General features: G+C 60.7%; 18 protein-coding genes and 2 tRNA genes. 13 read left to right on the forward strand and 7 right to left on the reverse strand.

The features are described 5' to 3' along the window. The first annotated feature begins 3 nt into the window (after positions 1-3). The 7 genes from IPM12_09510 to IPM12_09540 are packed head-to-tail and all read left to right on the forward strand — an operon-like array spanning position 4 to position 16,114. The gene (locus tag IPM12_09510; GenBank protein MBK9148035.1) at positions 4-2,184 is read left to right on the forward strand and encodes a DUF11 domain-containing protein; all 2,181 of its coding nucleotides are present in this window, start codon (positions 4-6) and stop codon (positions 2,182-2,184) included. An 8-nt stretch (positions 2,185-2,192) separates the two neighbouring features. Beyond that, positions 2,193-4,442 carry a T9SS type A sorting domain-containing protein gene (locus IPM12_09515; protein ID MBK9148036.1) on the forward strand — a complete coding sequence of 750 codons (2,250 nt, stop codon included), beginning with the start codon at positions 2,193-2,195 and terminating at the stop codon, positions 4,440-4,442. 12 nt (positions 4,443-4,454) lie between these two features. Next, the gene (locus IPM12_09520; GenBank protein MBK9148037.1) at positions 4,455-6,728 is read left to right on the forward strand and encodes a hypothetical protein; all 2,274 of its coding nucleotides are present in this window, start codon (positions 4,455-4,457) and stop codon (positions 6,726-6,728) included. Between the two features lie 5 nt (positions 6,729-6,733). Further along, a complete protein-coding gene (locus IPM12_09525) occupies positions 6,734-8,941 on the forward strand; it encodes a hypothetical protein (GenBank protein MBK9148038.1) in 2,208 nt (735 codons plus the stop codon). A 3-nt stretch (positions 8,942-8,944) separates the two neighbouring features. Next, on the forward strand, positions 8,945-11,167 hold the full coding sequence (locus IPM12_09530; protein ID MBK9148039.1) for a T9SS type A sorting domain-containing protein: 2,223 nt from the start codon (positions 8,945-8,947) through the stop codon (positions 11,165-11,167). Continuing rightward, the gene (locus IPM12_09535; GenBank protein ID MBK9148040.1) at positions 11,164-13,386 is read left to right on the forward strand and encodes a hypothetical protein; all 2,223 of its coding nucleotides are present in this window, start codon (positions 11,164-11,166) and stop codon (positions 13,384-13,386) included. The genes IPM12_09530 and IPM12_09535 overlap by 4 nt, the downstream gene beginning before the upstream one ends. 34 nt (positions 13,387-13,420) lie before the next feature. Next, the gene (locus IPM12_09540) at positions 13,421-16,114 is read left to right on the forward strand and encodes a DUF11 domain-containing protein (protein MBK9148041.1); all 2,694 of its coding nucleotides are present in this window, start codon (positions 13,421-13,423) and stop codon (positions 16,112-16,114) included. 209 nt (positions 16,115-16,323) lie between these two features. Here the strand turns inward: IPM12_09540 and IPM12_09545 are convergent, their stop codons facing one another. Together IPM12_09545 and IPM12_09550 are read right to left on the reverse strand one after the other, a co-directional pair. Next, the gene (locus IPM12_09545) at positions 16,324-17,286 is read right to left on the reverse strand and encodes a hypothetical protein (protein ID MBK9148042.1); all 963 of its coding nucleotides are present in this window, start codon (positions 17,284-17,286) and stop codon (positions 16,324-16,326) included. After that, on the reverse strand, positions 17,286-18,725 hold the full coding sequence (locus tag IPM12_09550; GenBank protein MBK9148043.1) for an MBOAT family protein: 1,440 nt from the start codon (positions 18,723-18,725) through the stop codon (positions 17,286-17,288). The genes IPM12_09545 and IPM12_09550 overlap by 1 nt, the downstream gene beginning before the upstream one ends. 145 nt (positions 18,726-18,870) lie before the next feature. On the opposite strand from IPM12_09550, the gene IPM12_09555 reads away from it, so the two are divergent. Further along, positions 18,871-19,275: a hypothetical protein gene (locus IPM12_09555; GenBank protein ID MBK9148044.1), complete on the forward strand. Its 405-nt coding sequence runs from the start codon at positions 18,871-18,873 to the stop codon at positions 19,273-19,275. 213 nt (positions 19,276-19,488) lie between these two features. Here IPM12_09555 and IPM12_09560 read toward each other — a convergent pair whose 3' ends face one another. From IPM12_09560 to IPM12_09570, 3 genes are all read right to left on the reverse strand, one after another. Further along, positions 19,489-19,680, reverse strand: a complete 192-nt coding sequence (locus IPM12_09560) for a hypothetical protein (GenBank protein ID MBK9148045.1) — start codon at positions 19,678-19,680, stop codon at positions 19,489-19,491. 289 nt (positions 19,681-19,969) lie between these two features. Further along, positions 19,970-20,044: transfer RNA gene (locus IPM12_09565), tRNA-Pro, on the reverse strand. Positions 20,045-20,078: 34 nt separating this feature from the next. After that, positions 20,079-20,765, reverse strand: coding sequence for a response regulator transcription factor (locus IPM12_09570; protein ID MBK9148046.1), 687 nt, complete (start codon positions 20,763-20,765; stop codon positions 20,079-20,081). Positions 20,766-20,896: 131 nt separating this feature from the next. Here IPM12_09570 and IPM12_09575 point away from each other — a divergent pair. The 3 genes from IPM12_09575 (at position 20,897) to IPM12_09585 (ending at position 22,229) form a co-directional block, all read left to right on the forward strand. Then, positions 20,897-20,969: transfer RNA gene (locus IPM12_09575), tRNA-Gly, on the forward strand. Positions 20,970-21,075: 106 nt separating this feature from the next. Next, complete coding sequence (msrA, locus tag IPM12_09580) at positions 21,076-21,744, forward strand: peptide-methionine (S)-S-oxide reductase MsrA (protein ID MBK9148047.1); 669 nt, start codon at positions 21,076-21,078, stop codon at positions 21,742-21,744. A gap of 44 nt (positions 21,745-21,788) precedes the next feature. After that, positions 21,789-22,229 (forward strand): DUF983 domain-containing protein, encoded by a 441-nt coding sequence (locus IPM12_09585; protein MBK9148048.1) that lies wholly within the window; start codon positions 21,789-21,791, stop codon positions 22,227-22,229. 6 nt (positions 22,230-22,235) lie between these two features. Here the strand turns inward: IPM12_09585 and IPM12_09590 are convergent, their stop codons facing one another. After that, positions 22,236-22,973 (reverse strand): hypothetical protein, encoded by a 738-nt coding sequence (locus tag IPM12_09590; protein ID MBK9148049.1) that lies wholly within the window; start codon positions 22,971-22,973, stop codon positions 22,236-22,238. Positions 22,974-23,269: 296 nt separating this feature from the next. On the opposite strand from IPM12_09590, the gene IPM12_09595 reads away from it, so the two are divergent. Then, complete coding sequence (locus IPM12_09595; protein MBK9148050.1) at positions 23,270-23,749, forward strand: MarR family transcriptional regulator; 480 nt, start codon at positions 23,270-23,272, stop codon at positions 23,747-23,749. Between the two features lie 113 nt (positions 23,750-23,862). On the opposite strand, the gene IPM12_09600 is transcribed toward IPM12_09595, so the two are convergent. Then, positions 23,863-25,170: an alkaline phosphatase D family protein gene (locus IPM12_09600; GenBank protein MBK9148051.1), complete on the reverse strand. Its 1,308-nt coding sequence runs from the start codon at positions 25,168-25,170 to the stop codon at positions 23,863-23,865. Positions 25,171-25,417: 247 nt separating this feature from the next. Here IPM12_09600 and IPM12_09605 point away from each other — a divergent pair, with 247 nt between their 5' ends. Continuing rightward, a complete protein-coding gene (locus IPM12_09605; protein MBK9148052.1) occupies positions 25,418-26,101 on the forward strand; it encodes a response regulator transcription factor in 684 nt (227 codons plus the stop codon). The last annotated feature ends 22 nt before the right edge of the window (positions 26,102-26,123 follow it).

Consider the following 26,123-nt stretch of genomic DNA (forward strand, 5'->3'; position numbering starts at 1 on the left):
ATCATGACCAAAGCATTACTCGGAACCACATTCCTACTCGCGAGCGCACAGGCCTTCGCGCTCACCGTGAATCTGCAAGTGCTGAACGAGACCTGCACCTATGCGAATGGGTCTGTGTATGCATCCGTCTCCGGCGGGGTGCCGCCCTATACCTACCTCTGGGGCGGCGGTGAGACCACGGAAGGAATAACCAACCTGAGCCCAGGTACCTACAGTGTTACCGTTACCGACTTCGTGGGCACGCAAGTGACCGAGCAAGCCACCGTGATCAGCGTGGACTACGGAGCGTTCGACTACAACTTCCCGCACGCCTATTGCCCCGGCCAGAATTACCATGAGTTCTTCTTTCCCCCCCAGCCGACTGGGGTGCCAGCCGATGTGAGCCCCTGGTCCGCTTCGCAGGGGTTCATTGATGTGGTGCCGCCTCCGGCAGGTCCGGGCAACTATTACCTGAATCCCGGCCCGATCCCTCCAGGTAGCGGACAGATGGTGACCTTTTGGGATGTGAACGGATGCACCGGTACATTGAGCTTCACGGCGGGGTACCCGATCACTTCATGGCCCAGTTTCGCCGTGGTGGACGTGCAGGGCTCGTGCGCCAACGTGGCTTCGGGCCAGGTCACTTTCACCACTACTCCCGAACCGACGACCGATACGTACTACATACTGAAATCCGAAGGGAGCAATGAGTTTGAGGGATGGGCGAACAATTTCCAATCGGTTGCTCCCAATGTGTATGCATTCGTCGGCTTGGAACCCGGGAACTATTACCTGATGCACCGTCTGGGTATTACGCTTTCGTTGCTCCAGGGCGCTGGCTGTGCCTCGGACAGCATCTTGGTAACGATACCTGACCTGGGGCCCACTTGCGGCAGCATTTCCGGCAGCACCTACATGGATTACAACAGCGATTGCCTGGACACCGAAGCGAACGCTTCGAACGTGGTAGTGGAGATCCAGCCGGGTCCCTATTACACCACCAGCGGCGGCAGCTATTTCGTGGTGGTGCCGAACGGCAGCTATACCATGACCACCAGCGCACCTGCCATCGCACAGAGCTGCCCCGCAGCAGCCACTGTCAACGGCAACACGGCGATCGCCAACATCGGTCACCAGCCCACGATCCCGTTGGATGTGGCCATCAGCCTGGCATCCGGCCCAGCGCGCCCCGGTTTCGAGCTGCACTACACCATGCACGTGGAGAACCTCTCGTCCTCATCGAGCGGTGCCACCACCACCACGCTCACCTTCGATCCAGGGCTGACCTTCATCAGTGCAACGCCAACACCGGTGGTCAGCGGCAATACGCTCACCTGGAACCAATCGGCGCTCAGCCTCTTCCAGGACCGTGACTATTTCATCCGCCTGCAAGTGCCGCCGGATGTGGGCTTGATCGGAACGGACCTGCTCGCAAGCGCCGGAGTCTCCACGGCGAACACCGATGGCGAGCTAAGCAATAACACCGCTTCTGCCGCGATCACGGTCACGGGCAGCTACGACCCGAACGACAAGACCGCATTCACCAGCACGCGCGCGAGCGAGTCTCTTTATTTCATCAATGAGGACGAGTGGATCGATTACGTGATCCGCTTCCAGAACACGGGTACGGATACGGCCTTTAACATCGTGGTCACGGACACGTTGCCACCCACCTTGGACCCAGCGACGATCTCACTGGTCACTGCATCGCACCAGCACACGTGGAACGTGCAAGGGCAAGGCACGCTCAAGTTCATATTCCCGAACATCCTGCTGCCGGACAGCAACGTGAACGAACCGCAGAGCCATGGGCTCATCAGCTTCCGCATCCGACCGCACTTGCCCATCGCTCCTGCCACTGTGATCGAGAACATCGCCAACATCTATTTCGACTTCAACCCGCCGGTGATCACCGAGCCCAGCGTTCTGGTGGCGGAGTTCAGCACGGGGATGGAGGAGATGAGCACGGACCACCTTCAAGTCTACCCCGTTCCGGCGCGAACACAATTGAACGTTCATTCGACCACACTGCTGACGCGGCTGTCGATCCTGACCTTGGATGGGCGCATGGTCCGCGAAGAGCCGATACAAGGACACCGCGCCTTGGTGGATCTGCAAGGGCTTCCTTCGGGTGCCTACCTCCTCCGGGTCACGGACACTGAAGGCAACCAGTTGCACCATTCATTCCTCATCGAGCACGAATAACCGCCGCCATGAAACAACTCAACGCATTCGTCTTCTGCGCGCTGATCAGTTCGCCCGCGCTTTCCGTCACGGTGACCATACAGATGTACATACCGGCATTCTGCACGTACCCGACCGGATCGATCTACGCGCAGCCGCAAGGCGGGACGGAGCCTTACACCTATTCCTGGAGCACGGGCTCCACGGACTCGTGGCTGAACGATCTGGTAGCGGGCACTTACAGTGTCACCGTAACGGACGCGAACCTGGAACAGGCCACCGCGGAATTCACGCTCACGGCCTCTCCTTTTGAAGCGTGGGTGGATGGCATGGTCGGCTGCCCGGACCAAATGCTCGGCCCTCCATTCCGGATGCTCGGACAGGCTAGCATTTACAATACGGGCGTTCCTCCATTGACCTTGTCCGGGAATTATGTCTCGGATGTGATCGATGGTCCGAATGGCTACGCCGCCTTGTATGTGGGCAACTTCGATATGTGGCCTCCTGCTGGCACACCGCTCTCCATCGCTTTCACCGATGCCAATGGTTGTCCGGGAACGATCTACGGGCAGGTTCCGCAGCCGCCTGCGCACCCTGATCGGCAAGTGCTCATGGTGGATGCTGCGTGCGCCGCCGAATTCAATGGCAGCGCTCTGGTGCAGGTGGATGAAGCGCCCAACGATGACCCCTACCTCTTGCGGCTCATCCGTGATGGTGCGGACGCCGGTGATCTCCAGACACAGTCCACGATTGGCCAGATGTTCGGCCAGATCCCGCACAACATTTTGCGTCAGAATCTCGCACCGGGGGAGTACGCGTTGGTCTCGTCGCCGAGATTCGAGGACTCCGCTTACGAATGGCTTGAAGGGTACTTCTTCGTATCCGAGGATTACTGCACGGACACCGTGTGGTTCACCGTGCCTGAGATGCCGGGACCCTGTGGCACGCTGAAGGGCACCGTCTATATGGACGATAACCAGGATTGCATCATGGCGGGCCTCGAGACGCGCGTGCCGAACGAGGTGATGCTGATCGAACCTGGAGGCTACACTGCGATGTCCGGGGCCAATGGATACTACCAGGTCAACCTGCCCACCGGGTCCTACACGGTCGAACAAGCTTCTGCCGTGCTCGACGAGCATTGCATCGGAGGGCCGATCCCATTCAACCTGGGAAGCAACGGGCAATCCGTGACGCAGAACATGGGCGATACGGTACTCGTGCCGCGTGACATTGAGCTTTTCATCGGTTCAGGCCCGGCACGCCCTGGCTTCAACTACAACCTGTGCCTGCACATCCATCACGAGACGCTCGGCGGAACCGGCACGCTCACCGTGTCCTGCACCTTCGATCCGGCGCTCACCTTCACCAGTGCCAGCCCGACGCCCGTGGTGAACGGCAACACCCTCACCTGGACGCTCGCGCAGCTCATCTCATTCGGCAATCGGCACATCAACGTGAACCTGCAGGTGCCGCCGAACCCGGCCTTGATCGGCACCGAACTCATGCACAGCGCCACGGCGAGCATCGCGCAGCCCGAAACGAACCTGACCAACAACAGCGCGGTGCATCTGCGCACCGTGACCGGCAGCTACGACCCCAATGACAAGCTGGCCACCACCAGCAGCCAGTTGAGCGACGCGCTCTACTACATCGATCAGGACGAGTGGATCGACTACACCATCCGATTCCAGAACACGGGAACGGACACGGCCTTCAACGTGGTGATCACCGACACGCTGCCGCCGACGCTCGATCCCGGCACCTTCGAGCTCGGGCCGCGCTCGCACAGCTGCATCACGCAAATGGCTGGTCAAGGCATCGTGCGCTTCATCTTCAACAACATCCAGTTGCCGGACAGCAACGTGAACGAGCCTGCTTCGCATGGCCTTGTGCAGTTCCGGATCAAGCCGCACCTGCCTATCGCGCCCGTCACGGTGATCGAGAATATCGCTAGCATCTTCTTCGACTTCAACCCACCGGTGATCACCGAGCCGAGTGTGTTGGTGGCGGAGTTCAGTACACGCGTACAGGAAGAGGGTCAAGAGGAGCTTCGAGTCTTCCCGAACCCAGCGAGCGATGAACTCACCGTGATGCTGAGCGAACCAGCCAATGGCCACATTCGGGTCATGGAGATGGATGGACGAGTGGTGACGGAACAGCGGATGACCGGTCCAAGTGTCACGTTGGATGTTTCACGCCTTTCCACCGGCGCGTACATGCTGGAAGTACTTGAAGGATCGGGTGGGCGGAGGCTTTCGCGTTTCGTTCGACAGTAACAACCACTAGTCATGAAGAACATTCCGAGCCGTGTCCGCTGGTGCATCGTATGGAGCTGTGCGCTCCTGTTCGCCAGCATAGATGGGCAGGCGCTCACTGTGAGCCTTCAAGTCATCCAGGCCGACATCTGCGGGCAGGGCGCCGGTATGCTTGAGGCCAGCGCTTCGGGTGGCACGGAGCCTTACCAGTATGATTGGTACCGGATCGTGAACGAGATCCCCGAGGTGTACTGCTTGGACTGTGGTGCGAACATCCAGGACCTGCCGGGCGACAACACCTACAAAGTGGTCGTGACGGATGCCCTTGCCCTGATGGCCGAGCAGACCGCATCCATCAGCGTTGATATGTTGTGGGGAATGACGGATTATTTGAACGTATTCGCGTACGTGGCTGGCGAGCTTCCCTATATGAAGGTGTACGTGGGGGGGGCATGGGGGCAACTGGGACCTGGAAGCAGCGCAGTGGTTGAAGTGACCGGCGCGGATCTCTACGAGGAACCTGTTTTCCCGGGTTCCGGGCTCGGGAACTGGTGGTTCAGGCCCAATGCTCCTTCCGGCATGGTCACGGTCACTTACACGTTCACCGGTGGCCAGTGCGTCGCTCAAGAAGCTTTCACTGTGCCTCCGCCGGTCGTGATCCCCGATATGGTGGTACTGGACGTTCAAGGCTCATGCTCCAACGCAGCGACAGGGAGTGTGACCATAGCGCTCAGCAATGGTGTTACAGGGCAAAGCACACTCCTGCCATGGCTTGGTGGGGCCTATTCGCCACCCGGCCAGTACGTTCCGGTCCTTCTGAATGGGACGACCGTCACGCTGGAGAATTTGTATCCCGGAGTGGATTCGTTCTTCGTGTCCGGCAATCTCAATTCCGCGTCACCCGGCAACCTGGGCTTTCCGTATGGTTGCGTCGGCTCCGTCCAATTCACGATCCCGAACCTTGGACCTACTTGCGGTCGTGTTCAAGGCAAGGTCTTCATGGACAACAACCTCGATTGCGCCATTCAAGGAGTTGAACCGGGCGTACCGGATGTGGTGTTGGAGGTGGTTCCGGGGCCGTACTATTCCAATACGGGCAGTAGCGGTCAGTACCAATTGCACCTCCCGAACGGCAGCTACTCAGCGGCGCTCATCAGCAGCGTCGTGGAAGAGCAGTGCACGGGCTCTGCCATTCCCTTCACCATCGCCGGTAACACGGCCACCGTGAACATGCCGTCCATATCGCTGGTACCCTTGGATGCGAACATCGCCCTTGCCGGCGGTGCAGCACGGCCTGGCTTCGAGTACCACGTGGGACTCGCTACGCGCAACCTGACACCAGCGCCGAGCGGTGCTATTACCGTTACTATGGACTTCGACCCTGCGCTGGGCTTCATCAGCGCTACGCCAGCACCCACCACGGTGCTGGGTAATACGCTCACATGGGATCAGCCGGAGTTCACGCCCTTTCAACAGCGTTCCATTCAAGTGCGTTTGCAGATCCCACCGGATGTCGGTCTCATCGGTACCGATCTGATCACCACGGCCAGTGTTGCAACACTCAACGCCGATACTGATCCTTCCAACAACACGACCACATTGGTGCGAACGGTCACGGGCAGCTTCGACCCCAACGACAAACTCGCGCGGACGAGCAGTGGCCAGAGCGCTGCTCTCTACTTCATCGATCAGGACGAGTGGATCGATTACACCATCCGCTTCCAGAACACCGGCACGGATACCGCCTTCCACATCATCGTTACCGATACGCTGCCCGGGACACTCGATCCTTCAACGCTGGTGATCGGCGCCGCATCGCATCCGTTCACCTGGCAGCTCCGCGAGCAAGGCACATTGAAGTTCAGGTTCTTCGACATCCTGCTTCCGGACAGCAACGTGAACGAAGCCGCGAGCCATGGTTTCGTTTCGTTCCGCATCCGTCCGCGCATGCCCGTGTTGCCGGGTATGGTGATCGAGAACACCGCCAACATCTACTTCGACTTCAACCCGCCGGTGATCACCGAACCGAGCGTGCTGGTGGCGGAGTTCAGTACGGGGGTGGCACAGCAGCGGAGCAGTGCGATCTCCTTGGCACCGGTGCCTGCGAGCGATGAGTTGATCGTGACCAGTGGCGATGCAATGTCGAACGTGTTGATCCTGGCCGCCGATGGCCGTGAGGTGATGCGCATGAGCGCGCGATCACCGCACCTACGCATCGACCTGAACGGTTTGAAGAGCGGGGCCTACCTGCTCATAGCGGAACTCCAGCACGGAACAACGGCGCGCGAGCGCTTCATCAAACAATGAGGACCATGACCTTGCAGCAGACCCGAAGTGCCGCCACCATGGCTGCTATCTGCCTCGCGTTCGTCTCGAATGCTGCCACGGCGTACATCACCGTGATGAAGCCGGAGACTTGCGGCAACTCGAACGCCGAGCTTTCCTGCAACATCAGCGGCAGCGGAGCGGTGGCGCCCTATACCTACTTGTGGAGCAACGGTTCCACCACGCAGATGCTCACCGGCGTACCGGGAGGCGCTTACTCGGTCACCATAACCGATGCGGTGGGTACACCGTTCACAGCGAACGCCACAGTGGAGAGCCTGAGCGCGCTACCCTTCGATGGTGATATCAACTACTATCCGAGCTACGGCTCGTTCTACGACATAACAGGCTTCACGGGCGGGGCGTGCGCGGGGCAGTGCAATGGAATGCTCAGCATGCCCATGGTCTCCTTGGGCGGCACGGCTCCTTTCACCGTTGATTTTAGCGTGGCTGCGAACTATGAGGGGCTCGACACCTATGGCTTCCCGTATTACTCCGGCTTCTGCGCAGGTGAGTTCGTGACCTATACCATCACCGATGCGTTCGGCTGCCAGGGCTCCGGTTTGTTCACGGTACACACCACCGACGAGACCGCACTGCCGTCATTGAACGGGGTCGAAGGTGCTTGCGCCGGATCTGACATCGGAAGTATCTCCCTTTACCAGGACTGGGGATATTCCAGGTTCCAGCTCTATTCCAACAGCACGGGCAACCCTATTGGCAACGAAGTGGAACTCGTTGAATTCACCCCGCACGAGTACGAGGATCTGCCTCCAGGGGATTACACCTTGCAGGCATACCCCATGTTGGGCCAGTGCCTGTTCACGCCGGTTTTCAACGTTCCCGACCTGGGTCCCGGCTGCACGACGGTGGAAGGCAATGCGTGGTTCGATCAGGATGGCGACTGCGTGTGGGATGGTGGCGAGGTGGGCGTGCCGGGGAGCGTTATGGTGATCCAGCCCGGAACGCAATACGCGATCACGGGAGGCAATGGGCACTACAGTTTCAATCTGGCAGCGGGCAATTACACCATCGCGCAGACCAACCCCACGCTTGTTCCCTATTGTCCGGTAACGCAGCCCGTGCCTTTCACGGTGAACGGGCCCATCGCCAACATCGATTGGGCCAACAACAGCACCGCACCGCTCGACCTGCGCGCGAACATCAACTCCACATGGGCACGGCCGGGTTTCTCGCACAGGATCTCTGGCGGTGCGGCCAACAACACGGTGCAGGCCACGGGAGCCGTGGAGGTTATCATGACGATCGACCCGACGCTGGACTTCGTGAGCGCCACGCCGACACCGACCTCGACCGCAGGCAACGTGTTCACCTGGCAGATCGCCGAGTTGGACTACTTCGGCGCGCAGGGTTTCATCATCTGGACGACTGTGCCTGTTGGCACGCCGCTGGGCACGGTGCTCAACCATAGCATCAGTGTTTCCAGTGCGAACACCGACACCTACGTGGCGAACAACACGGATAGCGAGACAAGAGTGGTATCGGGCAGCTACGACCCGAACGACAAGACCGCTGCGACCAGCTCGCACCTGAGCGATGCTCTTTATTTCATCAACGAGGACGAATGGATCGATTACACCATCCGTTTCCAGAACACGGGCACGGCGGAGGCTTTCTTCATCACCATCACCGATACGCTGCCGGAGGAACTGGACATGACAACGTTCCAGATGGCCTTGGCCTCGCATGCACACACCTACACTTTCAAACCCGGTCGCGTGGTGGAGTGGTTCTTCGATGCCATCAACCTTCCGGACAGCACGACGGACCTTGCCGGAAGTCAGGGCTTCTTGAAGTTCAGGATCAAGCCTGTGCAGCCTTTGCTAGCAGGAACGGTTCTCACCAACACAGCGAACATCTACTTCGACTTCAATGAAGCGGTGATCACCGAGCCGAGCGTGCTGGTGGCGGAGTTCAGTACGGGGGTGGAGGAGGTGAGCACAACCAATTTGCGGCTTTCGCCGGTGCCGGTCATTGATCAGCTGAATATTGCTTCGTCCAACGAGATCCGATCGGTGCGGATCGTGGCTGCTGACGGGAGAGATGTGGCCCAGCGGACGGTCTGGGCATCCGTCGCCAGCATCGACGTCTCTATGTTGAATGCAGGCGCTTACCTGCTCATCGCTACCATGATCGACGGAAGTGCCGTACGCGAGCGCTTCCTTAAACCTTGAACCATGCGTGCTTTCTCCCTTCTCGCCTCATTCGCCTTGGCGACCGGTGCATCCGCGTTCAACATCCAGTTGACACCCTATCCCGAGACATGCGGTAACGGCAATGGATACGTGACCGTGTACATCGATGGGCCGGCGATGGAACCGCTCACATATGCTTGGTCGGACGGGTCAGATGGTCCGGAGCTCATGAATGTGGGCGCTGGCACCTACAGCCTCACCGTCACTGACTTCTTTGGTGAATGGGCGACCGCCCAGGTGACCGTGATCAACCAGCCAGGGCTCACCAGCATCGGCGGTGGGCAAGTGAGTTATGGCGTTGATGATCTGTTCGGCCACACCGGCGTGGCCTGCCCGGGAGCGTGCAACGGAGCCCGCTATATGTACTTTTTCGACGGAACGGCTCCATACACCGTGACATGGTCGGACCCATCCGTCACCTTCTACGCCAACTTCTTGGGCATGCCTGTTTTCACGGATTTCTGTTCCGGGACCGTGTATGACTACACCGTGACGGACGCCTTCGGTTGCCCTGGAAGCGGCAGCTTCATCGACACCTTGATCAACCCGGCCTATCCATCGGAGATCACTTTGGTTGAAGGTGCGTGCGGCGGTGGGGCGAATGGAGCGATCGAGATCTGGATCAACCCGGCATGGTTCGATGGTGGCGGGAATTGGCTATCGCTTTGGCAGGGTGGGGTGGACATCACCTTGCAAGTGGGCTATCAATTCCTCGGTGGCAACATAATCCGTTATTCTGCATTGGCGCCTGGTGCCTATGAGTACCGGCGGATCGCTGGCTCACCAGGATTGCCGTCTGAGTGCATGGAGATCATTCCTTTCGTGATCGAGGACCTCGGTTCAGCTTGCGGGAATGTTTCGGGCACCTTGTTCATCGATCATGACCAGGATTGCATACAGGGTGCGAACGATCCTGGCGTGCCCTTCAGAGTCCTGAACATCGAGCCCGGGTCGGAACTGGCCATTACCAGTACGCACGGGGAGTACTCCCGGAATCTTCCGCTCGGTTCATACACCCTGGCGCCGAGCGGATCCGATCTCTATCCGCTGTGCCCATCCTCTTCGCCAGTCCCATTCGACTTGACCGTTCCTGTTCCGCTGGCGGTGCTAGACCTGGCGGACAGCAGCCTGGTCGATCTGGATCTGGAGACGTTCATTTCAGCTGGTCCGGCCAGGCCGGGATTCGTTCATCAAGTGCAGGGGCAGGTGCGCAACATGAGTGGGCAGCTATCCTCATCAGTGGATGCCACCTTCACCTTCGACCCATCGCTGTCGTTCATCGGCGCCGCGCCGACACCGACAAGCGTGGTGGGTAACGTGATCATATGGAGCGACCTGCCGCCGATGGTCGGCTTTGACATGCTCGACTTCTCCGTCGTACTGCAGGTTCCACCGGATCCCGGACTGCTCGGAACCGCCATCACACACGTTCTCGAAGCGACGCAATCGTTCACAGAAGCCGATCCAGGCAACAACATGGCAACTTGGAACGATGTGATCACGGGCAGCTACGACCCCAACGACAAGCTCGCTCGGACCAGCAGTGGCCAAAGTGACTCGCAGTACTTCATTGCACAGGATGAATGGATCGACTACACGATCCGGTTCCAGAATACGGGAACGGATACGGCCTTCACGGTCGTGATCACCGATACGCTTTCAGCATGGCTGGACATGGCCACGTTCGAGCAGGGCGCGGCATCGCACGGGTTCAGCATCCGGTTCAAACCCGGGAGGGTGGTGGAATGGCGCTTTGCCGGCATCGCGCTTCCCGATAGCACCACAGACGAGGTAGCGAGCCATGGATTCGTCACCTTCCGCATCTGGCCGCAATTGCCATTGTTGCCCGGCACCGTGATCGAGAACATCGCGAACATTTACTTCGACTTCAACCCGCCGGTGATCACCGAGCCGAGCGTGCTGGTGGCGGAGTTCAGCACGGGGGTGAATGATGCATTGCCTTCTGAAGCATTGCTGAGCCCGAACCCTGCGATGGACCGTGTGCGCTTGAGCGAGGCATCGGTCGCGGCCAAGGTGCTCCGGTGGGAAGTCGTTTCCTCTTCGGGTGCGACCTTGGAACAAGGCAGCGGCCCCATCCCCGCGTCGGGGATCGCCATCGGGCACTTGGAGGATGGCGCATACTTCCTGCGCATGCACACGGTGAATGAGACCCGCAACGAACGCTTCATCAAGATCGGCCAATGACCAGGAACAGGACCCTCTCCTTCGCGCTCGCACTATTCGGATCGTTACGCATCGTAGCACTGCAAGTGGATGTGATCAACCCCGTCCAATCAGCGTGCGGCTATCCGACTGGCATCATGGAAGCCTTGATCAGTGGCGGTGTTCCGCCGTACACGATCGCGTGGAACACGGGCGCCACCACAGAGATCATCACGGGTCTGTTGCCCGGCACCTACAGCGTAACGGTGACGGATTTCGTGGGTACGCAGGCTTTCGGGCAAGGCGATGTGGGCGTGACCAACATGCAGCAAGGCGGACAGACGTACGCCAACCTCGCGCATTGCCCTGGAGGATTTCCCATGGCGGAGCTCACGCTGTTCAATCAAGCCCAATACGGTGCATACATCTGGGGTGCGCCACCGTTCACGATCACCGGACCCGCAGAGGTCCAAGGTGTTTCCGTGGTGCAATGCACGAATTGCTCCGGCATGGATTCCCTGGTCCGTGTTGAGATGAACGTTCCCTCGGGATCCTTTCAGACGATCACCTGGGAGGATGCGAACGGCTGCCCCGGCGAGAGCCAGGTGGTCATGAGCACGGAGGCGGTGTGGCCCAGTGTCTTTGTGTACGACGTGCAGGGATCGTGCGCAGGCGGCAACAACGGGACCTTCGCTTTCTCGGTCAGTCCGCTATCGTCTCAATTGATGACCCTGCGCATCTACCGGCCGAGCGGCAACTTGCTCTCGTCGGTTCCTATCGGACCAGGCACGGCCGGTGCGCATGGCCAGCTTTCTCCGGGGACCTATGTGCTGAAGGTCGTTGCCGAGACCAACGGTCCTTTCGATGATGAGCTCTGCTGGGACCAGACCGTCGCAGTGATCGACGACTTGGGCAACGGCTGCGCGAATGTGAACGGTCCGGTCTTCATCGATGGCAATGCCAACTGCACCTGGCAGTTCAACGAGAACAAGATCCCGCAGGCCATCGTGGAGTTCACGCCCGGGCCTTACTATGCCACCTCGAACGCCATCAGCGGCTACAGCACGAACCTGCCGCTCGGCACCTACGACCACACGGTGATCCATCCCGGTGCACAGCAGGAATGCCCCGGTCCCTTCACGTTGGATGGCTCACAGAGCAGCGTGACCAGGCCGATCGGCTGTTCATCGCTTTTCCCGCTGGATGCCCAGGTGACCGGATGCAACGGACCGGCACGACCCGGCTTCCAGCTCTTGTATGGGCTGAACCTTCGCAACAACACGGCTGCGAACGCAGGTGCCAGCACGCTCACCTTCGAGTTCGATCCGGTGCTGAGCTTCGTTTCGGCATCGCCCACGCCGTCGTCGGTGGTTGGCAACACCGTCACATGGAGCCTGACTGGCATTGGCGCTTATGCGAGCACCTATCGCTTCGTGCATTTACAGGTGCCACCGGACATCGGTCTCATCGGCACCACGCTCAATGCCACAGCCACGGTTTCCACCACGAACACCGATGCTGTTCCGGCCAACAATGCGTGGACATCGCAGCAAACCGTCACGGCCAGCTACGACCCCAACGACAAACTGGCAAGCACCAGCACCGGCCAAAGCGATGAGGTGTACTTCATCGATCAAGATGAATGGATCGACTACGTGATCCGATTCCAGAACACCGGCACGGACACCGCTTTCCATGTGGTGGTCACCGACACGCTGCCATCCACTCTTGATCCAGCCACCATCGAGGTGGGCGCGGCCTCGCACGCGATGAACTGGAACCTCACCGGCCATGGCATCCTGCGGTTCAACTTCCCGAATATCCTGCTGCCCGATAGCAACGTGAACGAGCCCGCGAGCCACGGATTCGTGGGCTTCCGCGTTAGGCCTCGATTGCCGATCGAGCCAGGCACCCTCATCGAGAACATCGCCAACATCTATTTCGACTATAACCCGCCGGTGATCACCGCGCCGAGCGTGCTGGTGGCGGAGTTCAGCACGGGGGTGGGGGAGGCCCGTGCGCAGGAGCTGGTTCTGATGCCCAACCCGACGAATGGCGAACTGCAGGTGCAGTTGCCTGAGCAAGGACATGACGGAGGTACCATCCGCATACTTGCCATGGACGGACGTGCTGTGCTTGAACTGCGGTCCAACGATAACCGAACCCTTCTGGACCTTTCCGGTCTTGGCGCTGGACCTTACCTGTTGGAATGGACCAGTATCGGCGGTACACGGGTGCTGAGGCCCTTCGTGCGACAATGATGATCCTGATGCGAAACCTGGTTGAATTACCATGATGAACAAGATCCTCTTGAGCATTATCTGCTTGGTCGGCCACCTGACCGCAGCAGCCGTTACCGTGAATATCTCGGTGAACTGGCAACCGCTGTGTACCGGCGCCAATGGTGAATTGAGCGCGTATGCAAGTGGAGGGGTGGGTCCATACACGTTCCTGTGGTCGAATGGGGCAACCAGCGAGACGATATCGAACCTGGAAGCCGGTACCTATAGCGTTACCGTGACCGATGGCAACAGCGACCAAGCGACAGATGAGATCGAGTTGACCTCCATCGACTACTCGGACCCCAACTATTCGGGTTGGGGCACCAGGCCGTATTGTCCCGGGGTGTATCCGGATGCGCCGTTCATCATCATCGTACCCGAGCTGAGCATGGTTCAATGGGGTCCACCACCGTACTTCCTGAACGGCGAGTTCATGGATGTGGTCAACCCGTTCGAAAATTGGACGAACTACCTGGGCGCCGTGCCGGGAACTCCCGGGGTCACCTACAACATAACCTTCCAGGATGGCAATGGATGCACGGGCCAATGGCCTGTAACTCCTGTTGGTCCGGTCCAATGGCCGGTGCTGGGGATCCTCAATATCCAGGGCTCCTGCGACAACTTCGACACAGGCAGCATCACGATCGCTTACGGCGGCACCAACGCCACCGAGACCAGTTACACGCTGGAGAATGTGAGCATCCAACAGATGATAGTGGCGCCTGGCAATGGGCAGTGGTTGGGGCCGAACCCCGGTACGATACAGCTCAACGAACTCCCTCCGGGTGATTACCGCTTCAGGCAGCGCATCATCGGACTGTGGGAAAGCCCCGAGTGTTACGATGAGCTCTTGTTCACCATTCCCGACCTGGGTCCCACTTGCGGCAGAGTGCAAGGACAGGCCTTCGTGGATTACAACGAGAACTGCACCAGGCAGTCGAACGAACCGTTCGCGCCGGGGCAGATCATTGAAGTGTTGCCGGGGCCCTATTACGCGACCACGGCCGGGTCGGGAGCGTATTCGCTGATACTCCCCTTCGGCAACTACACCTTGACCCAGCAAAGCACCCAGCTGGCCGAGCATTGTGCCGGTGGCCCGATCCCCTTCACCATCGCCGCATCACCGAACATCGTCACCCGCAACCTGCCGGACACCTCGTTGGTGGGCCTTGATGTGCAAGCCATGCTCAGCAGCGGTGCTGCCCGGCCTGGGTTCGAATTCCAGTACGCCATCAACGTGCGCAACCTGACCCCAGCGGCAAGCGGCGCCACCACGGTCACGTTCACCTTCGACCCCACCCTTACTTACCTCTCCGCCACGCCCACCCCCAGCAGTGTAAGCGGCAACACCATCACGTGGAACCAAGCCCAACTCACGGCATGGCAGTCGCGCAGTTACACCATCAGCTTCCAGGTACCGCCCGATGTGGGACTGCTGGGTTATGAATTGATGGCCACGGCCAACGTTTCCACCACCAATTCAGACGGCAACCCGGCCAACAACAGCGCCACCAACCTGCGCACCATCACCGGCGCATACGACCCCAATGACAAGCTCGCCTATACCAGCAGCGGCAGCACCGATGTTTGGGATATCAACGACGACGAGTGGATCGATTACACCATCCGCTTCCAGAACACCGGGACGGACACGGCCTTCCATGTGGTGATCACCGACACGCTGCCTGCCAATCTTGATCCGGGAAGCATCGTCATGGGAGCTGCCTCGCACACGTTCTCGTGGGAATTACACGGCGAAGGAACACTGAAGTTCTACTTCCCGAGCATCCTGCTGCCCGACAGCAACATCAACGAGCCGCGCAGCCACGGCCTCGTCGGTTTCCGTATCCGCCCGCGATTGCCGCTATTGCCCGGCGATGAGATCGAGAACATCGCCAACATCTACTTCGACTTCAACCCGCCGGTGATCACCGAGCCGAGCGTGCTTGTAGTGCCTCTGCCAGGCGCGCTGGTGGCACCGCGCGTGCTGCTCGGTGGCCCATACGTGCAGGCCACGCAGCGTATGAACGATGGCCTGCGCACCGCTGGCCTGGTTCCGCTCGCCGAACCATACAGTGCACTCGGCTACAACCATGTCGGCGGTGGGGGAGAGAGCGTTGCACCGGCCGTGCTGGCAGTCACGGGCGACAACGCCATCGTGGATTGGGTGGTGGTTGAACTGCGCAGTGCCACGTCGCCCTATTCGGTGCTGGCCACGCGCAGCGCATTGGTGCAGCGCGATGGGGATGTGGTGGCCACGAATGGTACCGGTCCGATCACGTTCAGCCAGGGGAATGGCAACTACCGGATCGCCATCCGGCACCGCAACCACTTGGGGGCCATGACCAATGCCGCTGTGACCTTGAACACGAGCACGGCCACGCTGGTGGACCTTTCGGTTCCGGCCACGGCCACCTATGGCACCAGCGCGCGCAAAGCCGTGGGCACCCGCATGGTGCTTTGGAGCGGTGACATCAATTTTGACGGAATCGTGAAGTATGTCGGCTCAAACAATGACCGTGACCCCATCCTGACTGCAATAGGGGGCAGCACGCCCACCACGGTGGTGAGCGGCTCCTATCATGGGACGGACGTGAACCTCGATGGACAGCTGAAGTACGTCGGAACGAACAACGACCGCGACATCATCCTGCAGACCATCGGGGGCTCGGTGCCTACCGCGGTCCGACATGAGCAACTGCCTTAAGTGAAGAATTGACCGGCACAAGCAACCATTTCCTTGCCGCCCGTCATTGGAGTGCTCTTACCCAAAGACCCGCACCATGGACCGCACCGTGCCTTCGGCAAGCAAGACCCGCACCTCGGACCGCTCCGCCCTGATCCGCACCAGCATGCTCCTCTTCGCCCTGCTGGCCGTGGCCTCGTTCGCGCTCGCCCGCGTAGTGGCCTAGCCCCTCACGGGAGCCTCGGCTCTGGCAGCCAGCCGCGCCGCTCCAGCGTATCGATCAGCGCTGCATTGAACAGCTCCACGCCCGCCTGATTCAGGTGCCCCTTCGTGAAGAAGTGAAGGCTGTCTGAGAGTTCCACCTTCCCGTTCATGTTGATGTACCGCCCGCTCGCTGCCATGCGCCGTTCGAATGCGTCGTGGTCCGAGAAGCCGTTCTCATAATACCAGCGGGTCATCGGCGCCTCAACGAGGATCACCTCCACGCCTTCCTCGCGCAGAGCTTTCAGCATCCGCTCAAAGGCATTCCATTGTATCGGCAGCGGTTCCACCGGCTCGCGTTTCAGGCTCCCCTTCGGATCGAAGTTCCCCGACCTGCGCTCCACGAAGCCGCCATCGATGTAGGCATCCATGCCGCGGACCCGCGCTTCCGGCAGCCGTTCATCGGCACCAGTGGCTTGCCTCACCAGGCCATAGGCGAGGGCGTTCCATGTGAGCACATCGCGCAAGCGCAGCGCCATGCCTAGAGTATGCGCGTCGATCGGCCGGTTGGCGATCATATCGATTGCGGACTCGATGCCGTCAGACCGGAAGGGGTTCGGATGCACTTCCACGATGACCAGCTTCGGCTTCAACCGGGACAGATGGGCCATCGCCAGCAACTCCGATTGCAGCAAGGATTGCGCGGAGGAGCCGAGGTTGAAGGACGTGTAGCCATGCTCCAGCCAGAAGCGCGGATCGAAGCCTCGGTAGGCGTGCGAACTGCCCATGAACACGATATCGACGGGTGGATGCTGAGCGAGTTCCTTCATCCGTGTGCGCTGGTGGCCGTATCCATTCAAGGGGTAACGGATATTCGGCGTGTAGGCATTGGGCAATGCGACGCTGAATAGGGTGAGCAGCACCGGGTAAAGGGCCGCGGTGAACAGGCCGAAGCCCAGCACGCGCAGCAGGAAGGGGAGGAGGGCGCGCATCAGAACTGGAAGTAGATGAAGGGCACTTCGCCCACGGCCATGTAGATGCCAATGACCGCGATCAGCAGCGCATAGAAGCCCCAGCGAAGCGGCCAGGGCCAGCGCATTCCCTGGCGCTCCAACGCGAACTGCTGCTCACGTCCGATCCATTCGATCAGCACGAAGAAGCCGATGAGCCACGGGAGCGGCGCGTATTCGAAGACGGGCCGGTGGAAGAGGGAAGGAGAGAGCATGCCCGCGAGATAGTCGAAGGCCTGATCGAGATCCGCCGCGCGGAAGAAGACCCAGGCGATGCAGGTGAGCAGGAAGGTGAACCCGATCCGCAAGGCCTCGCCCGGCGTGGGGAGCCTGCGCCCGGCAGCAACGATCTCCAGGTGCTGGCGGTTGGCCCCGCGCAGCAGCAATGGCAGGAAGTACAGCGCATTCAACGCGCCCCACGCGATGAAGGTCCAATTGGCACCGTGCCAGAAGCCGCTGACGAGGAAGATGATGAAGGTGTTGCGCACCGCCATCCACCGGCCGCCCTTGCTGCCGCCGAGCGGGATGTACAGGTAGTCGCGGAACCAGGTGCTGAGGCTGATGTGCCAGCGGCGCCAGAATTCCGCCATGTCGCGCGAGAAGTAGGGGAAAGCGAAGTTGCGCATGAGCGAGAAGCCGAAGAGCCGTGCGCAGCCGATGGCGATGTCGCTGTATCCGCTGAAGTCGCCGTAGATTTGGAAGGCGAAGAGCACCGCGCCGAGCAGGAGCGTGCTGCCGCCCATGGCTTCATGTTGCCCGAAGATGCGGTCCACCTCCAGCGCGCAGTTGTCGGCGATCACCAGCTTCTTGAAGAGGCCCCAGAGCATCTGGCGCAATCCGTCGGCGGCCTTGGCCCGGTCGAAGCGCTGGAGCACGGCGAATTGCGGCAGCAAGTTGGTGGCGCGCTCGATCGGTCCGGCAACGAGCTGCGGGAAGAAGCTCACGTACGCCGCGAAGGCCACCGGATCCCGCGATGGTGCGAGCTGCCTCCGGTACACATCGATCGAGTAGCTCAGGGTCTGGAAGGTGTAGAAGCTGATGCCGACCGGGAGGATGATATCGAGCCGTGCCGCCGCGATGGGCATGCCCAGGAAGGTGAAGGCGCTGGCGAATTCAGCGGCGAAGAAGTTGAAGTACTTGAAGAAGCCCAGCAGGCCGAGGTTCACCACCAGGCTCGTGGCGAGCAGGGCCTTGCGCCTTGAAGGCTCTTCCGCGCGATCCAAAGAACGGCCCACGGCATAGTCCACCACGGTGCTGAAGGCGAGCAGGGAGAGGAAGCGCCAATCCCACCAGCCGTAGAACACATAGCTGGCTGCCAGCAGGATCAGGTTGCGGCGCGCGAGGCTCGTGCCGCCGGCCAGCCAATAGAGCAGGAAGACGACCGGCAGGAAGACGGCGAAATCGAGCGAATTGAAGAGCATGCCCGGCGGAATGCGATGATGCGGCCAAAGATGGCCGAAAGCCCCGGGATCAGGCTAGGCGAGAATGGGGGCGTGGGCCGGGGCGGGCCTCGGCCCACCCCCCACCCTAAAGGGGAGATTCCCAATAGGCTCTTACTTTCGGACCATGCCTGCCGTTGAACGCGTATGCCTGGAGTGCGGGGAGAAGATCGCGGGGCGCACCGATAAGCGCTTCTGCAGCGATGCCTGCCGCAACCTTTATCACTACCACACCAACAACGCGCCCATCAACTATGTGCGCAACGTGGTGAATGCCTTGAAGCGCAACCGGCGGATCCTATCCGAGCTGAACACCGGGCCGGAGGGCAAGACCAAGGTGCATCGCGACAAGCTGATCGAGAAGGGCTACACCTTCACCTACCACACCAACACGCACCGCACCAAGGCTGGCAATACCTACGTGTTCTGCTTCGAGCAGGGCTTCCTGGAACTGGGCGAGAATTGGTTCATGCTGGTGCGCCGCGACGAGTACCTGGAGCGCTCTGGCGACATCGCGCGCCGGGAGAACTGAGCCGGTCAGCTCGCGGCCCAGATCAGCAGCACGATCATGCCCAGGATCATCAGGGCGAAGAGCACAGGGCCGCCGATCTCGTTCTGTTCGGCCTCTTCAGGGAAATGACCTTCGAATTGGTGGTCGCTCATGGCGCGGTCCGGGTATGGTCCGGGTCGGTGCCAAATATAGACGCGGCCGCGAACAGCCATTGCGAGCCTGGAGGCCGGCGCCTCAGTTTAGGCTGAAGGTGGGCTGGCGAAGCACCATGCGGGCGATCACGGGACTCTCGTTGGCGCGCATGCGGCTGATCAGGGCATGCACTTGCTCGTCAAGTTCGCGGTCGCTGAGTTTCGCCAGGTCCTTGTACACGGGCAAGCTGCTCTTGCTCTTCAGGATGAGCGCTATTTTATACGTGCGTGACATGGTTCCAGGTAGTAGACGAAGTACAGGCCTATGGGGATGCCTTGCGCCCAAGCCGGAACCACCCGATTCGAGGAAAGGCCGTGACCGCAAGAGGAAGGGAGCTAGCGCGACGGGGAACCCGCCGCCGCCTCGATCCGGGGCTCGATGACCATGGTCCATGGCTCCTCCCTGCAGTAGGGCGATCCGTGAATGGGTGGGCTTCCGGGCTAGCCGCGCTCGCCCGTGCCGCGCTTGGCCCACCTGGTTGAAGAAAAGCCCTGATGACATCGTCATCAGAGCTTGGCTCTTGTCGGGGTGAGTGGATTCGAACCACCGACCTCGTCGTCCCGAACGACGCGCGCTAACCGGGCTGCGCTACACCCCGAACTGGAAAGGGGGCCAAATATAGACGGGGGCGCTCAGGCCTCGAAGGTGTAGCCGATCCCTTTCACGGTGCGGATGCGGTCGTCGCCGATCTTCTCGCGCAGTTTGCGGATGTGCACGTCGATGGTCCGGTCGCCCACGAAGAGCTCACTGCCCCACACCTCGTTGTAGATGGCCTCACGCTTGAACACCTTGCCGGGCTTGCTCATGAGCAGCACCAGCAGCTCGAATTCCTTCTTCGGAAGGTGCATTTCCTGCTCACCCACCTTCACCACCACCTTCTCCAGGTCCACCCGCACCCCGTTGGCCTCGATGTACTGCTGGTCGGGCCTTTCGGAGCTGGTGCGCTTCAGCAGGGCCTTCACCTTGCTCACGAACACCTTGGGCCGCAAGGGTTTGGTGATGAAATCATCCGCGCCGGCCTCAAAGCCCGCGATCTGGGTGTAATCCTCCCCGCGCGCCGTGAGGAAGGTGATGATCGTGTTCTTGAATTCGGGCAGCTGCCGGAGCTGATTGCAAACCTCCACGCCGTCCATGCCGGGCATCATGATATCCAGCACGATCAGATCGGGCCGCACGGCCTTGGCCACCTTCATGGCATCGTGCCCGTTCGATGCACTGGAAACCGCGAAGCCTTCGCGCTCGAGATTGTACTTCAGCAGTTCGATGATATCCGGCTCATCGTCCACCAGGAGTACTTTGGGATTGAGTGTTCCAGCCATGTGCGGATTGCTGGCGGCAAAGGTGCCGGGTGAGGTCGGCAACCGTGTTAAGGCGCGATCAAATGTAGGTTAAGGCCCTTGGGTGCTCCAGCGTCCTTGGTGGTGCGCTCGCGCTACATTCGCGGCCATAAGCGGGAGTAGCTCAGTTGGTAGAGCATCAGCTTCCCAAGCTGAGGGTCGCGGGTTCGAATCCCGTTTCCCGCTCAAGGCCCCAATCTGTTTGGGGCCTTTCAATTCAAAAAAGGGACCCAAGCCCTCCTAGTCAGGCCATGCATCCTATTGGCGACCAACGGTGCGAACGCTTGAACGCATGAAATCGATCCAAGGTCGCCATTCGCGCTTCGCACCACTGCTGCTGGTGCTCCACCTGCTGGCTGCTTGCTCATCCGCCAATTCAGAATCCATCATCCATCCCGACATGAATCCCGCTCCCGCAACCAACACCGATACCATCACCCTCGGCGCCGGTTGCTTCTGGTGCGTGGAAGCCGTGTTCAGTGAATTGAAGGGCGTGCTCTCCGTGACCAGTGGCTACATGGGCGGCCACGTGAAGAACCCCGGCTACAAGGAGGTCTGCGCCGGCACCACCGGGCATGCCGAGGTGGCGCAGCTTGTCTTCGATCCTTCCATGGTCACCTTATCAGAGATCCTCGAGGTTTTCTGGCAGACGCACGACCCCACCACGCTCAACCGGCAGGGCGCTGATGTGGGCACCCAATACCGTTCGGCCATTTTCTGGCACACCGGAGCGCAACGCGACGTGGCCGAGGACCTCAAGAAGCGGCTCGATGCCAGCGGCGCATTCCCTGCGCCGATCGTGACCGAGGTTATCGAAGCCAGCATCTTCTACAAGGCCGAGGATTACCACCAGGATTACTACGCGCTGAACGGTTCGCAGGGCTATTGCCAGATGGTGATCCGCCCCAAGCTCGAGAAGTTCCGCAAGGTCTTCGCCGATAAGCTGAAGCAGCCCAAGTGAGCGAAGTCACAATGCCGCACCGGGAGCCAAGGGATCTTCGCGGCATGTCGAAGCGCAGCGCGGCGTACAGCATCTTCCGGTTCAAATGCCCGCATTGCCGGGAGGGCGAATTCTTCGTGGACCGTAATCCGTACCACCTCTCGACGGTGGGCGATGTGCGCGAAGCATGTCCGGTGTGTGAGCGGAAGTTCACGCCGGAGCCGGGTTTCTATTACGGCGGCATGTACGTGGCCTACGCGCTCGCGGTGGCCACCGGGACCAGCATTTTCGTGGCCACGCTCGTGCTCTGGCCTTCGGCATCGGTAGGTGCGAAGGCCGGGTCGGTGGCCGTCGGCCTGGTGGTCCTTGGCCCTTGGCTCTACGCCGTTTCGAAGACCACCTGGGCCAATCTCTTCATGCGCTACAAAGGCGTTGCCATCACCGAGGCCGAGCATCGCTATGCCGCTGGGCGGACCAATGCTTCCGATGGGCCTTCCCGCGGGTGACCGCGCTCACTCGTAGTTCACCTCCATCGTCTCGCCTTCCGCCCCCTCGATGGGCATCTGCTCGGCATCGATCATCTGTCCTCCTCCGCCTGGGTCCATATAGTCGTTGATCAGGAAGACCACCTGATCGGGAATCTTATCGGAGTGCGCGCCCACGTCGCTGTATTCGGAATGCTCGCCCACCAGGTCCATGATCCGGTCCGATGGCAGGCGCTCGCTCAAGGGCGGCCCCATCGCGGTCTGGCGGTTCTGCCATTCCACCATCACCAGGTAGCGCGGGTACTTCATGCCGGCGCGCATGCGCTTGAGGAAATCGGTCTTGTCCTGGATGCCCACGAAGCGGTGGCCGATGAAGGCCATGTCGGCTTCTTCATTCTTGATCCCTGGATCCCCCACCGGCACGGCACGGATGCGCAGGCGGTCGTCGCCGAGGCCCATCTCCTTCTTCTTCGCTTCGAGCGCCGCTGCCTTGTCCGCATCGTTCACCACCGCGATGACGTTCGCGCCGGCAGCGATGAACTTGAAGGTCCAGTAGCCATCATCGGCGAAGAGGTCGGCGATCGTGAGGTGCGCGATGTTGCCCATCATGCCGATCAGCACCTCGGGCTTCTGCCAGGCATCGCGCGGGGTGGCGTTGGGCACCGGCGCGGTGCTCTGCTGGTCGGCGGTGACGGTGGTGGGGTCATCGGTGCTGCCGTTGCATGAGGCGAGCAGGGCAATGGAGCAGAGTGCGGCGAATCGCATGGCAATGTTCGTTCGGGGCGCCAAATTAGAGCGGGGCCAAGGGCAATCGTTCCTTCTTCGGTGCCAAGAGGGTCCGTGCCCGTTGCTCGAGTATCCCGCTGCGTGCGTCCACCGATGGTCAGGGATGAGGACGGATTCCGGTCTGTGGGAGGGTCGATGCGCAAGCCAGCGGCATCAGGCAGCACGTCTTCTGGCCTTGCGCATCCGCGGTTCTCGGAATCGGCCAAAGCGCAGGAATGGTTGCGCGAATTGAGAGCGGATGCCCGCCTACATTCGCTGACGCAAGCCGAACCACCATGCCGGGCATCGATCGCGAGCTGAAGAGCCGGTTCACCAGTGAGCAGCAGAAGGCCATGCTCAACCTGCTGTCCACCGCCAATTGGATCCGCTCGCTCCAAGCCCTGCGCTTCAAGCCCTACGGCATCAGTGCACAGCAGTACAACATCCTGCGCATCCTGCGCGGCGCCATGGATCCAGCCCATGCGATTGAGTCCGAAGGCGGTCGCATGAAGGCGCAGAGCATCAAGGAGCGCATGATCGACCGCGCGCCCAACGCCACCCGCCTCACCGACAAGCTCATTGCCAAAGGACTGGTGAAGCGTGAACGCTGTGATTCGGACGGCCGGGTGATCTATGTGCGCATCACGCCCAAGGGCCTCGCCTTGCTCGCGCGCATCGATGCCCAGGATCAAGGCGGATTCGAGGATCTCCTGAAAGGCCTGAATGAGGCCGACGCCCTATCGATCAACCGCATCCTCGACGCGTGGCGCGGGTGAGCTCGCCCTCCATGGTCAAGTTCAGATGAGATTGATTGCGGACGCCAGGCGCTCTCCTGACGCGCGCTCTTGCAAAGGGCCGGCAACGCGCTTCAACCTTCAGGCTTGGAGCCTCACGGCTTCCGTTCCTCGTTGATGGGCCGCTCCCAGAGCAACTGCCCTTCGGCGTCGAATACGCGGATCGTCATCACCCGCTCCTTGCGCTTGCCACTGAAGCTGAGCGTGGCGAAGTTCCGCTGCTCCACCAAGGTGCCCTCCACTCGATGCACGTTGGTCTCCTTCGGCCTATGGACCCCGCTGGTGAGCGGTGAGCAGGTGAGGTCGTACAGCTTGCGCCCATCCTTCAGCTCCATGGCGCTCAGTTCCGTGAAGTGGCGGTCGCCGGTTAAGAAGACCACGCCGCGGATACCATCTTCCTCGATCCGCTTCAGGAGACGGTCGCGTTCGGCTGGATAGTTGGCGTAGGTCTCATAGATGGCCGCGCTGTTCAGCACCTGGCTGCCTATGGCCACCACCTTGAACGCGGCATCACTGTACTTGAGGGCGCGGATGAGCCAATCGATCTGCGCCTCGCCGAGCAGCGCCGTGGGCGACGTCTTCAGATTGGCGGGGGTCCGGTGCGTGCGGTCATCGAGGAGGAAGAAATCGGCATCGGCGTAGCTGAAAGAGGTGACCGCACCTGTAACGCCCGGCGCACCGCAGGTCGGATTGGGCCAGAAAAGGTCGAAGCATTCCAGCGCGACGGCGCCGTTGATCCAGGAGCCATCGGCATCGTTGGGCCCGAAGTCGTGATCGTCCCAGATGGCGTAGTGCCCGCCGATGCGCAGGAGCTGCTGCAATTCCGGGGTGGAACGCGTGTGGGTGTATCGGTGCAGGTAGCCGCTGCGTGTTCCCCAATCCGGTTCCCGCAAGTAGATGTTGTCGCCGAGCCAGAGCATCGCCTCCGGCTGTTTGGCGGCAATGGCGCCGAAGATCCCATAGCCGCCACCATAGGGTGTGCCCGGACGATCGTAGTCGGGCTCGTTGATGTACGCGCAACTTCCTAGCGCCACGCTGAAGGCCGGTGGGTCGCCCCGGTGCTTCCACAAGGGCTGCGTCCTGAATGAAAGTGCCTCGGTCAGGGCGGGTTCGCCGTTCACGATGGGCCGATAGCGGTAATCCGTGCCCGGCACCAAACCGTCGAGGTTGAAGTCGAGGCAGTGGGCCTGCCAACTCTCGCTATCCAGCACGGGTGTGCGCATCACGCTATCCGGACTGCTCGCCTTCCAATATTCCATCAGCGCAGAGCAGGGCCCTTGGCATTGCATCCATACCGCAGCGGCCAGCATGTCCACATGGCCGAGCATGGGACCATTGATGGGGGGCTGGGCGCACACGGTTCCGCTCGTGAGCAGCACGATCGGGAAAGCGATTCGGCGCATGGGGGCAAGGTAGGAGGGCGATCGGGCGTGCCACTGCTGGGAGCAGGGGCATCGCAACTGAATCGCGTGGTTCGTTCAGGTTCATCCTCGGCCTTGGACTGCCCCGCAACAACTCAGCAGCCTCGCGTAGGCCGTGTCGCATTCGGGCGAACGCTGAAGGAGCCGTTGCGATGGTGTGGCCAAGGGAGCAGCACCTGCGCGAGCAACGGGTACATTCGCCCCCAATCTGGAATGATTCCAAAGAGGAATGAAGCGAATCAAGCTCGTACTGGCGGATCCTGGCGAACTCACCCTTGTAGGGCTGCGGTGCATTTTCGATTTGGTCGAGGATGTTGAGGTGCTCGGCTCAGCGCGCGACCCGATTTCGCTCAAGGCTTTGCTGGTGAGGCATCGTCCTGATGTGGCGCTGATCGATCCGGGTTCCTACGCATTCGCCGCACGCGACATCCGCGAAGGCTTGAAGCGGTCACCCCGTACGCGATTCGTGGCCATCACCAACGAGCCTTCGGCCCTGATGCTGATGAGCGCCGTGAAGGCGGGCGCCACCGCGTACGTGAAGAAGGATTGCGACCTGCAGGAGATCCGCGATGCTGTGCAGGCCGCTGCCGAAGGCAAGCGTTTCTTCTGCGGCAAGGTGCTGGAGACCTTGCGCCGTGCAGGGCACGACGCGGATCGATTCACAGAGGAGCCCATGACCTGCGCGCCGATGGTGCTCAGCAAGCGCGAGTGCGAGGTGATCGGGCTGATCGCCGAGGGGAGATCCTGCACGCGGATCGCGGAGCAGCTGCATCTGAGCGCGCACACGGTGATCACCCACCGCAAGAACATCATGCAGAAACTGGGCGTGAACAGCACAGCCGCCGTGGTTCTCTTCGCCGTGAAGAACGGCTTGGCCAGTCCCAATCACTTCCTTTTCAACGAGGGGATCTAAGGGCCCTGTCACAACTTCGCCG

It is taken from the genome of Flavobacteriales bacterium (assembly GCA_016716605.1).
Classification (GTDB): domain Bacteria; phylum Bacteroidota; class Bacteroidia; order Flavobacteriales_F; family PHOS-HE28; genus PHOS-HE28.